Here is a 10,272-nt window from a genome sequence, read left to right as displayed (position 1 = left end):
CCGTCGCGGGGGTTTGTTTTTTTTTTAACCCCCCCCCGGCGGCGCCCCCCCCGCCCCCGGCCCGCCCCCCGCCCCCGCGCCCCCCCCCCGGGGGGGCGGGGATGCGGGCCGCGCTCCGGGAATCCCTCAGGTGGTGGCAGGCTCCCGGAATCCGTCCACCCGGGCGAGGGCGTGTTCGACGACCGCCACGAGCACGTCCCGCACCGAGACCCGGTCGCGCGCGTCGCACATCAGCACCGGTACCCCGGGGTCGAGGTCGAGGGCCGCCTGCACCGTCTCCGCCGGGAAGCGGCCCGCTTCCTCGAAGCAGTTGACGGCGACGGTGAACGGGATCGCACGCTGTTCGAAATAGTCGACGGCCGCGAAGCAGTCCTGGAGTCTTCGGGTGTCGGCGAGGACCACCGCGCCCAGGGCACCCTGGGCCAGTTCGTCCCAGAGGAACCAGAACCGGTCCTGTCCCGGTGTGCCGAAGAGATACAGAACCAGGTCCTCGCGGAGCGTGATCCGCCCGAAGTCCATGGCCACCGTGGTCGTGGTCTTGCCCTCGACCCCTGCGGTGTCGTCCACCGGACGGCCCGCCTCGCTCAGCAGTTCCTCGGTGCGCAGCGGTCTGATCTCGCTGACCGCGCCCACCAGTGTCGTCTTGCCCACTCCGAAGCCGCCCGCCACCAGAATTTTCAGGGTGACCGGCTCGACGGGCCGCGTGCCGCGGCTAGAGCGCCCGAAGGCCATTGATCACCTCGCGAAGAATGTTCACGTCCGGCAGCTCGGCCGGCGGAACGGGACGGGTTACGTGCACCAGCTCGTCCTCGACGAGGTCACCGACGAGCACCCGGACCACCCCGACGGGGAGATCCAGACCGGACGCCAGTTCGGCGATCGACTGGGGCATGGTGCTGCAGAGTTCGACGATCTCCACATGTTCCGGGGAGAGCGTCTGGTCCCTGCCGGGGTCGTCGGCCGCCGGTTCGGGGACGACGATCGCGATCAGGTCGAGACGGTGGCGGGACGCGCTGCTGGTACGACCGCGGGTCATCGCGTACGGACGGACGACCGGCCCCGCGTCGGCGTCGTACCAGTGCGACGACCTCGGGCCGGCGGGAGCGGTCGGTGATCCGGGAGGTGTACCACGGGAGGAGTCGGCGCTCATGCCAACCACTCACCCTCCGGCGGACAGACCGGAGGTCCGTGGGGCGTTGGCAAGGTGGGCCCCCACGCGCTTGACCATGAGCGTCATCTCGTACGCCACCTGCCCCACGTCCGAGTCGGAGTCGGACAGCACGGCGAGACAACTGCCGTCACCGGCGGCCGTGACGAAGAGGAACGCCTCGTCGAGCTCCACGACCGTCTGCCGGACGCGGCCCGCGTCGAAGTGCCGTCCCACACCCTTGGCGAGGCTGTGGAATCCGGAGGCGACAGCCGCCAGATGCTCGCTGTCCTCCCTGGTCAGGTCCTCGGACGTGCCCGTGGCGAGGCCGTCGCTGGAGAGCACCAGCGCCTTGCGGATGCTGCCGACCCGCTCGACGAGTTCGTCGAGGAGCCAGTTGAGTTCGCCGGATCCCTGGCGTGCGGCGTCGGATGCTGCGGCGTTCGGTGCGGTCATCGGCCGTCCCCTCCCGGAGTGGTTCCCTGTGCTGTGTCACCGGGCCCGGCCGCGTCCTCGGCGTTCTGCCGGCGTCCGCGCTGCCAGCCGCGCTGAAGCGATGCCATGCGACTGCGCACTTCATCCGCGTCCCGCTCGACGTCCTCGACAGGTTCCGTGCGGGCCGGCTCGGGAGCGCGGCCGCCGGACGAGTCGCGGAGCTGCGGGGCGAGGCTGGCCTGCCGGACCCGGCGAGGCAGTCCGTCCACGGTCCCCGGGTACGGGGACGCGGGTGCGGGGCGGGACGGTGCGGTCCACGGCGGTGCCGCGGCGGGTGCGGTGGGCTCGGTGGGTGTCCGGAAGCCGATCGGCTGCCGGGGATCGGTGGGCCGCCGGGGTCCGGCGGCGGGGGCCCAGGAATCGCCGGTGGGCTGCCCGGGGCCGTGGGCGGTCAGGCCGTTGCCGTACGGGGACAACGGGGAACGGCCGGAGACCGGGAGAACGATGCCGGTGTCCGCGGGCTCCTGATCGGCGGCCGTCGGGTGCGCGCGGCCGTTCTCGTCGACCCGGCGGCCGTGGTCGGTCACCAGCGTCGGCGGCTTGCGCCGGGGAAGCGGCACCGGACCGTCCGGGCGCATCGGCCGTACGTCGGCCGTGGCACCGGAGACCTGGTCGGAGACCTGCTGGTGCTGGTCCCGCTCGGCGTCCTGCCGGATCTCACGGGCGCGGAAGATGCCACCGCGTTCGCTCTCGGTGTCGTCGATGTCGGACACTCCGTCGAGTACCGGTTCGAGCGTGGAGCCGAGTACGGGATCGAGTGCGGGGCCGGACACGAAGCCGAGCGGACCGACCGGCCCTTCGAGTTCGACCGGCCCGTCAAGGAGCATCGGGTCCGCCGGTCCGGTGGAGACCGGCGCAAGGCCGGTGGTCCGCCGGTCCGGTGTGCCGTCCCTGCGGTCCTTGTCGCTGCGGGGACCGTCCTGACCGGTCCTGCCGCCGCCGAGCGCCTTCTCGGCCCGCCGGTCGAGGCGGAATCCGCTGCCGTGGGCCTCCGCCACGTCGGTGAGCAGCGCCGCCGGGATGAAGACGACGGCGGTGGTGCCTCCGTACGGGGACGTCTGCAGGGAGACCCTGACGTTCTGCCGCTGCGCCAGCCGGCTGACCACGAAGAGGCCGAGCCGGTCGGTGTCGGAGAGCTCGAACTCGGGCGTCTCGGCGAGCCGCAGATTGGCGTCCAGAAGAACTTCCGGGGGCATGCCGAGGCCACGGTCGTGGATTTCGAGGGTGAAGCCGTTGGCGACGCGTTCGCCGTGCACATGGACCGCGGTGTGCGGGGGCGAGAATACGGTGGCGTTCTCGAGGAGTTCGGCGATGAGATGCGTGAGGTCGGCGACGGCCGGGCCGCCCACCCCGATGCGCGGCAGCCGGCGGACCTCGATCCGCTCGTACGCCTCGACCTCTGCGACGGCCGCCCGCACCACGTCCATCAACTGGATCGGCTTGCGCCACTGCCGGGACGGCGCGGCGCCGGAAAGGATCACCAGGCCTTCGGCATGCCGCCTCATGCGAGTGGTGAGGTGATCGAGGCGGAAGAGGTCCGCTAGTTCGTCGGTGTCCTCGGTCCGGCGCTCCATGGCATCCAGCAGCGTCAACTGGCGGTGCAGGAGCACCTGGTTGCGGCGGGCGAGGTTGACGAAGACCTCGGAGACCCCGCGCCGCATGTCGGCCTGCTTGACCGCGGCCTCCACGGCGGCACGTTGCAGCGTGTTGAGTGCCTGGCCGACCTGGCCGATCTCGTCCCGCTCGTAACGCAGATGCGGGGCCTCGGTCTCGACGTCGACGAGTTCGCCCGCGGCGAGGCGGCGCATCACGCTGGGCAGCCGGACGCCGGAGACCTCGTGGGCCTCCTTGCGGAGCCGGGAGAGGTCGCGGACGAGTTCCCGGCCGATGCGTACGGAGACGAAGACGGAGACCAGCAGGGCGAGGAAGCCGAGGACGCCTGCGACGCCCGCCTTGATCAGGACGTGGTAGCCGGCGGGCCTGCCGCGGTCCTGGAAGCGGGTGTTCATCTCGGTCGAGTCGTCGGCCAGCCGGTCGAGGACCGGCGGGGCGACTTCCTCCCAGCGTTCGGCGTCGACCGCGTGCGGGTCGTCGGTGGGACCGGCGGCGACGATCTTGTTCTCCGCGGTGCGCAGCGGCTCACTGTCCGGACTCGCCCAGTACTGCTCCACACGTTGCCGTTCCGTCGCCGGAAGGGACTCGGTGTTGATGTCGTAGAGCAGTTTGCGATTGGCGACGAGGTCGGAGATCTGCCGGAGTTCGGGAGCGTCGATCCGTCCGGCGACGAGCGCCGATGCGACCAGCGCGTCTTCCCGGGAGAGCATTTCGCGGGCCCGGGAGATGCCGGACAGGGCGCGTATCTGCTTGTCCATCGATACGTTCTCCATCGTATGGAGACCGTTCAGGAAGCGGTAGCAGGGATCGATGAGACGGTTGTAGAAGTCCAGTGCCTGATTGCGGTCGATGGTGCGTTTCTCGACGGAATCACGGAGCGCGTCGAGTCCGGCGATGGCATTGAAGATCGAATTGAGCTGTGTTTCGGCATCGGGACTCAGCGCGTCGCGGATGTCCTTCTGCTGCGCGCCCGACCTGACGTCCGCCACGACCCGGTCGGTGGCGGCGCGTTCCCGGCGCAGCAGGGGGAGGGCGTCCGAGGCCCGTGGGTCCGCGAGGAAAACAAGGGTCCGGCGGCGCTCGTTCTGGATGACCCGGACGGTGTTCTCCAGCGGGTGACCGACCTTCTCCACGACGGCGCTCGCACTCATCAGCTGACTGGCCTCCCGGCCGGTCAGGAAAGTGGCGAAGCCCCAGAGAGCGGTGAGGGAGACGAGCGGCACCAGCAGCAACGCCACGATCTTCCTGCGGATGGACTTTCCGCGAAAGCGCACGGCCTCCCCCAGCTCAGCCCCCGCACACGGGGGCGGTCTCCGGCAATAAACGGCGTGAGCCTACTACTGCCCCACAGACAACCCGAAGGCATGTCCGGACGATTTTCGGCCGGACTGCGGGACGTCGACCACGAGTTGTCCCGGTATTCCAGGAGATGAAATTCGTGAAAGCGACAGAAGAGGCCCGTCGGAGCGACCCGTTCCCTGACCCGGCAGTTGGCTGGAAGTCTTCGTTTCGAGGCCGGCGGGGGGAATCTTCGGGACAAGTCGTTCGTCTGTCCGTACGAGTGCCCGCACGGGGTAGGGGACGACCAGGAGCAGGCACGGCAGGGCGTTCCGGTCCGCCCGCGTAGAAGCGGCGCATGCCGGGCAGCAACCCTGAAGTCGGACAGCGGTGGGGAGTTGAAAGTCCTTGGACACGGAAGAGCGTCGGAGCACGCGGACACCGGCGGGCGGGGCGGGGATCCCGCGGCAGCCCCTGTGGGTGGACGAGCCCGCGATACGTCGGCGGATGCCGGATCCGGTGCGCACATCGGCCGTGCGCGCCGTACTCATCATGTCGCTGACGATCATTCAGGCCATGGTTGCCTTCCTGTCCACGGTGACGGGGTCGTGGCTCGCCTTCCCCATGGTGCTGAGCAGTGTGGGCAGCACGGTGGTCGCGACCTGGTCGGTGCTGGACGTGTGGGTGACCCGCCAGGTCTGGAACCAGCGCAACGGCGTGGTGTCCGTGCCGAGCAGCTCGGCACGGCAGCTGCGGCGGGAGCGGCGCACGGCACGGCGGGCGGCGAAGGCCGCGGACCGGGAGGCGGCCCGGATACGCCGCCGGGGCGCGAGCAGCCTGTCACGGGCTGGAGCACGCGCCCCGGTGAGGAGTTGAGGTCAGTCGTCGGCCGGAGTGTCGGGAATCCGGTGGGTCCGAGGAGTTTCCGGCTTCGCTGACCCGTCGGACGCCGTCGGTGTGCGCTTGAACATGCGGGTGGCGGTGATCTCGCCGTGCACCGTCTCACCGTTCGGGTCCTGCTGCGGCAGACCGGGGCGCAGGTGCTCCTCCACGCTGATGTACTTCAGGCCCGCGCGCAGGTCCGCGTCGTTGCGCAACCGGATGACCAGGGGGAATTCCGCGAGCGCCGTGGTGTCGAACAGCCCCGTGGTGTAGAGCAGCTGTACGCCCAGGGCATCCGACACCGCACGCTGCAGCTCCAGCAGATACGTGGCGTTGGCACGCCCGATGGGGTTGTCGAGGAAGAGTGTGCCCGCGTGGCGGTGTTGATGGCGGTCACGGCCCCGGTCGTTGCTGCGGAGCGCGGCCATCGTGCAGTACAGGGCGATGGCGGCCGTGAGCAGCTGACCGCCGGAGAAGACGTCGCCCATCTGACCGACCGGTACGCGTTCCGCACGCAGTACCGCATCCGGCTTGAGGATCTCCACGGCGATGCCCTTGGGCTCCAGCGCCGCCTGAACACCGCGCAGCAGGAGGGACATGCCGTCGCGGCGCAGATCGGAGTTCTTCCTCAGGGCGGCGCGGGTGGCCTCGTCGATGACCTCGCCGAGCCGCTCGGTCAGGGTCGCCTGGTCGGGCTCTTCGAACCGGATCCTGAGGAACTCCTGCCCTGACCACTCCCCCAGTCCCTCGGGCAGCTGGGAGAGCCGCTGGGCCGAGCGGAGGGTGGTGAGTGCGGACTCCACCAGTCCGCGGAGCCGGTCGACGATGGAGTCCCGGTTGCGCTCCAGCTGGGCCAGCTCGTCGGTGAGGACGCGCAGCCTGGGGGCGAAGGCGGCGGCCCACTTCTCCGCGTGTTCGGGCAGAGCGGCGGCCGGGAGCTCGCGGATCTGCTGCCGGGCGGGGGTGCGGACCTGCTCGTAGCGGGTGGAGTTGGCGTGGCGTACGAGCACATCGCTCGCCTCGCGCACGGCGCTCTCGGCGGCGGAGAGGTCGGCGGCGCAGCCGCGCAGCGACCGGCGGGCCTCGGCGGCGGACTGCCGGGCCTCGTCGAGACTGCCCGGATACGGCTCGGGGGCCTCTGTCTCGTCGTCCGCGCCGTGGTCCCTGAGCAGGTCGCGCAGGAGCGCCGCGGTCTCGTCGAAGCCGCCGGCCGAGGCCTCGGCGGTGCGGTGGGCGTGCAGCAGTTCGGCGTGGGCGGCACGGGCGGTGTCCAGGGCACCGGTGGCCGTGCCGAGTTCCGCCGTGGCGGTACGGAGCAGGGCCTGGGCCTGCTCGGCGTCGGCGGGGACCTGCTCGTCGGGCAGCTCGGTGTGGCGGGTCTCGCCGTCGACCGGGGCGAGACGTTCTGCCTCACCCCGCAGTCGTCCCAGCTGCTCGCTCGCCGTGGAGGCCCGGGTCTCCAGGAGCTGGACCAGGGACTCGGCGCGGGCGGCGGCAGCCTGCCGGGACGGGCCGTCGGCGCCGTCGGTGCCTTCGAGGAGCACGGCGGCGCGGGTACGGACCTTGTTGGTGAGCCGGTCGAGCTCGGCGAGTGCGGCGCTCTCGTCGCTCTCGGCGCGGGCCTGTTCGGCGCGCAGGTCGGCGCCGACACCCACCTTCTCGTACAGCTGGGATGCGGCCCGGTAAGCCTCCCGCAGGGCGGGCAGGGCAGGGCGGGGGGCATCGCTGCCCGGCTCCGGAACGAGCTCCGGAACGAGCTCCGGGGCGCCGGCGATCTCGGCTCGTTCGGCGCGCAGGGCGCGGGCGGTGCGGCGGGCGTCGTCGGCGGCACGCTGGGCGGCCCTGCGGTCCTCGTCGGCGGCGCGGGCCCGTTCCAGGCAGACGGTGGCGCGGGCCTCGGACTCGGCCGCCTCGTCGACCAGTTCGCGCAGTCGGGCCTGCCAGCGCGAGCGCTCGCGCAGTCGGTGGGCCAGACCCGCGAGGGCGTCGGCGACCCGGCGGGCGCGCTGGGCGGCCTCCTGCCGCTCGTCACGGACCCGGGCGGTGTCCGCGGCGGCCTCATCGGCCTCGACGCGCGCCGTACGGGCCTCGGCGAGCACCTCGTGAGCCGACTCGGCGGCCGTGCGAGCGGCGTGGGCCGCTCCGGCCAGTTCGGCCAGCGTGCCGGGCGGGCAGTCGGCGCGCCAGGAGCCGATACGGGCTGCGAGCGCCCGGTCACCCGCCAGACGGGCCGCGAGGGTACGGATGTCCTCGTCCCGTTCGGCGGCGCGGGTCCTGAGCGCCCGGCGCTCCTCGTCGGCGGCGTGTTCGTCGTGCATCGCCGGGTTCGGCGGTACGAGGAACACCCCGTCCGTGTCCGGGGCGGAGCCGGTGCCGGGGGGCGGTACCGGGGCCAGCAGCGCTGCGGTCGTGCCGACGGCCACGGCGGAGCGCGGCAGCAGCGCGGCGCTGCCCAGGACCTCGCGGGCGCGGGCGTGCGAGCCGGCGTCGGTGATGATCACGCCGTCGACGAGCTCGGGACGGGCGGCGAGCACCGCCGCGTGGTCGGCGGGTTCGACGGCCTGGGCGAGGTAGCGCCAGCCGGGCAGGGCCGGGATGCCGTGCTCGCCGAGGTATTCGACGGTGGCGAGGACATCGGGTCCTGGCGGCAGCAGCCCGCCGTCGCCGAGTGCGCCGAGGATCCGGGAGTCGTCGGCGGCGGCGGTCCGCAGTTCGAAGAGACGGCGTTCGGCGGCGGCGACGCCCTGGTCGAGCAGTTCCCTCAGATCGTCGGCGCTGCGGTCGAACTCCTCCGCGCCGAGCGGCTGCCCGGCGGCGAGGGAGTGCCCGGTGGTGACGGCGTGGCCGGTGGCGAGTGCGTGCCCGGCGGCCGCCTGCGGGTCGGATCCGGCCTCCACGGTGCCGGTGCCGGTCTCGCGTCCGTCCTGCGGCCCGGGGGCGTGCGGTTCGGCTCCCGGTTCGCTCCCGGCGGCGCTCCGGGGCCGGGGCACTCCGGCGCCGTGCGCCGAGGGCAGGCCCAGCAGGTCGGCGAGGCGGTGGTCGGCGGCGATCGACTCGGCGGCCCTCAACTCCGCCTCGTACGACTGTTCCGCCGCCTGCGCGCCGTCCGCGGCACGCGCCGCCGCGAGCTCGGCGCGGCTCTCGGCGGCCGCCGTTTCCCTGGCCCGGTCGGCGGCGGCGGCGGCTGCTTCCCTGGCCGCGCTCCACGCGGCGACGGTGGACTGCTCGGCGTCGCTCGCGGCGAGGGCCGCGCGCGCCGGGTCGGCGTCCGGCGCGGTGTTGTCGAGCCAGCCGGCCTGTACGGCCTCGGCGGTCTCCTGCTCGACCTCGGCCAGGCGCTGGCGCAGATGCCCGGCCTCGCTGCGGGCCCGTTGGGCCTCGGTGGCGGCGGTGGTGGCGTCACGGTGGGCGGTCTCGCCCGCGGCCTGGAGGGTGTCGGAGCGTTCCTCCTCCTCGTTGGCGACCTGCTCACCGGCTTCCGCGGCGGTGTGCAGTGCGCGTACGAGGTCGGCGGCGGCGGTGGCCCGGGCGGCGAGTGCGGGCGCGGCGTCACGCTCGGCCTCGCGAATGGCGACGGCCACCCGCGCGGACCGGTCGGAGGCGGCGCGGTGGCGCAGCACGGCTTCGGCGGCCTGCCAGGCGGAGTGCAGGGTGCGGGCGTCGACCAGCTCGCGGCGCTGGGCGGCCGCGCCCTTCTCGGCGGCGGCCAGGGCCAGGGAGGCGTGCCGGTAGGCGAGTTCGGCGGCGATGAGGGCGCTGCGGCTGCGGGCCTCCTCGGCGGCGGTGACGGTGTGGGCGGCGCCCGTCACCTGCTGGGCGAGCTCGGCGGTGCGGACGCGTTCCTGGCCGGCCCGGGTGGAGAGCCTGCGGGCGAGGGTGCGGGTGCGGCGTTCGGCACCGGCGTGGACGTCCCGGGTGCGCGAACGGGTGCCGGCGGCCTCGACGATCCTGCCTAGGAGGTCGACGGAGCCTGCGGTGAAGTCGCGTTCCGCGGTGAGTTCGGCCCTGCGCCCGAGCTTGTTGCCGAAGCCGCTGACGAGGTCGGCGAGACCGTCCGTGTCGCGGGTGTCGGTGACGGCGCGGAGCAGCAGGTCGGTGAAGTCCGAGTCCTTCTTGACCGCGAAGAGTCCGGCGGCCTCGCCCTCGTCCGCGTTCATCTCGCGTTGGTAGCGGAAGAGTTCGGGGTCCAGTCCGAGGTCGCCCAGGTGTTCGTTCCACCGGTCGTGGATCTCTTCCCAGTGCACATCGAGGTGCTGGTAGAACTTGCCCGCGTCCGTCAGGGCGTCCCGGAATCCCTTCATGGTGCGGCGCCTGCCCTGGGCACCGGAGGCGCCGTCGGCGGGGCGGCCGACGGCGGTGGCCTCGGCGACGGGGAGGGAGTCGAGGCTGAGTCCGGGCCCGGGGCGGAAGGAGTACCAGGCCTCGGCGAACTTGCGCGGGTCGTTGGAGACCTGCCGTCCGCGCCACTCGCTGACCTTGCCGACGACGACGCACTCACCGGTGAGGGTGTGCTGCCATTCCAGGGCCACGTGACCGCAGTCGTCGGCGAGCAGGAACTTGCGCAGGACGCCGGAGCTGGCGCCGCCCAGGGTGTTGCGGTGGCCGGGCAGCATCACCGAGAAGATGAGCTTCAGCAGAACCGACTTCCCCCCGCCGTTCTCCAGGAAGAGCACACCGGCGGGCGCCGGGCGGCGCGGTGGGCCGACGGGCTCCTCCTCGAAGAACTCCGCCTGGGCCGGGGCGGGGTTGGGCACGGGCTCGCCCACGCCGCGCAGGTCGAGCACGGTGTCGGCGTAGCGCGCACCGGCCGGCCCGATGGAGTAGAGGCGGACCCGGGACAGCTCGTACATGGCGGC

At 72.7% G+C, this 10,272-nt stretch carries 6 protein-coding genes; 1 reads left to right on the top strand and 5 read right to left on the bottom strand.

The features are described 5' to 3' along the window. Window positions 1–126 precede the first annotated feature (126 nt). Genes ACFVXE_RS30660 through ACFVXE_RS30645 form a run of 4 tightly spaced genes read right to left on the bottom strand, consistent with a single transcriptional unit; the run spans window position 127 to window position 4,530 of the window. Window positions 127–732 carry an ATP/GTP-binding protein gene (locus ACFVXE_RS30660; RefSeq protein ID WP_389676066.1) on the bottom strand — a complete coding sequence of 202 codons (606 nt, stop codon included), beginning with the start codon at window positions 730–732 and terminating at the stop codon, window positions 127–129. Continuing rightward, a complete protein-coding gene (locus ACFVXE_RS30655) occupies window positions 713–1,150 on the bottom strand; it encodes a DUF742 domain-containing protein (protein WP_389676064.1) in 438 nt (145 codons plus the stop codon). Before ACFVXE_RS30655 ends, ACFVXE_RS30660 begins: the two co-directional genes overlap by 20 nt. Window positions 1,151–1,159: 9 nt before the next feature. Then, window positions 1,160–1,603 (bottom strand): roadblock/LC7 domain-containing protein, encoded by a 444-nt coding sequence (locus tag ACFVXE_RS30650; protein ID WP_389676062.1) that lies wholly within the window; start codon window positions 1,601–1,603, stop codon window positions 1,160–1,162. Then, a complete protein-coding gene (locus ACFVXE_RS30645; protein WP_389676060.1) occupies window positions 1,600–4,530 on the bottom strand; it encodes a nitrate- and nitrite sensing domain-containing protein in 2,931 nt (976 codons plus the stop codon). Before ACFVXE_RS30645 ends, ACFVXE_RS30650 begins: the two co-directional genes overlap by 4 nt. Window positions 4,531–4,942: 412 nt before the next feature. Between ACFVXE_RS30645 and ACFVXE_RS30640 the strand changes: the two genes are divergently transcribed. After that, window positions 4,943–5,410 (top strand): hypothetical protein, encoded by a 468-nt coding sequence (locus tag ACFVXE_RS30640; protein WP_389676058.1) that lies wholly within the window; start codon window positions 4,943–4,945, stop codon window positions 5,408–5,410. 2 nt (window positions 5,411–5,412) lie between these two features. On the opposite strand, the gene ACFVXE_RS30635 is transcribed toward ACFVXE_RS30640, so the two are convergent. Continuing rightward, window positions 5,413–10,266 (bottom strand): hypothetical protein, encoded by a 4,854-nt coding sequence (locus tag ACFVXE_RS30635; RefSeq protein WP_389676057.1) that lies wholly within the window; start codon window positions 10,264–10,266, stop codon window positions 5,413–5,415. Window positions 10,267–10,272: the final 6 nt, after the last annotated feature.

It is taken from the genome of Streptomyces sp. NPDC058231, from assembly GCF_042882275.1.
In the GTDB taxonomy this organism is placed as follows: domain Bacteria; phylum Actinomycetota; class Actinomycetes; order Streptomycetales; family Streptomycetaceae; genus Streptomyces.
This window is presented reverse-complemented; position numbering and strand designations above follow the sequence as displayed.

Bases quoted from the DNA above. Each gene is read 5' to 3' on its own strand.
- ACFVXE_RS30655 (WP_389676064.1), bottom strand. From the start codon at position 1,150: ATGAGCGCCGACTCCTCCCGTGGTACACCTCCCGGATCACCGACCGCT.
- ACFVXE_RS30650 (WP_389676062.1), bottom strand. From the start codon at position 1,603: ATGACCGCACCGAACGCCGCAGCATCCGACGCCGCACGCCAGGGATCC.
- ACFVXE_RS30635 (WP_389676057.1), bottom strand. From the start codon at position 10,266: ATGTACGAGCTGTCCCGGGTCCGCCTCTACTCCATCGGGCCGGCCGGT.
- ACFVXE_RS30660 (WP_389676066.1), bottom strand. From the start codon at position 732: ATGGCCTTCGGGCGCTCTAGCCGCGGCACGCGGCCCGTCGAGCCGGTC.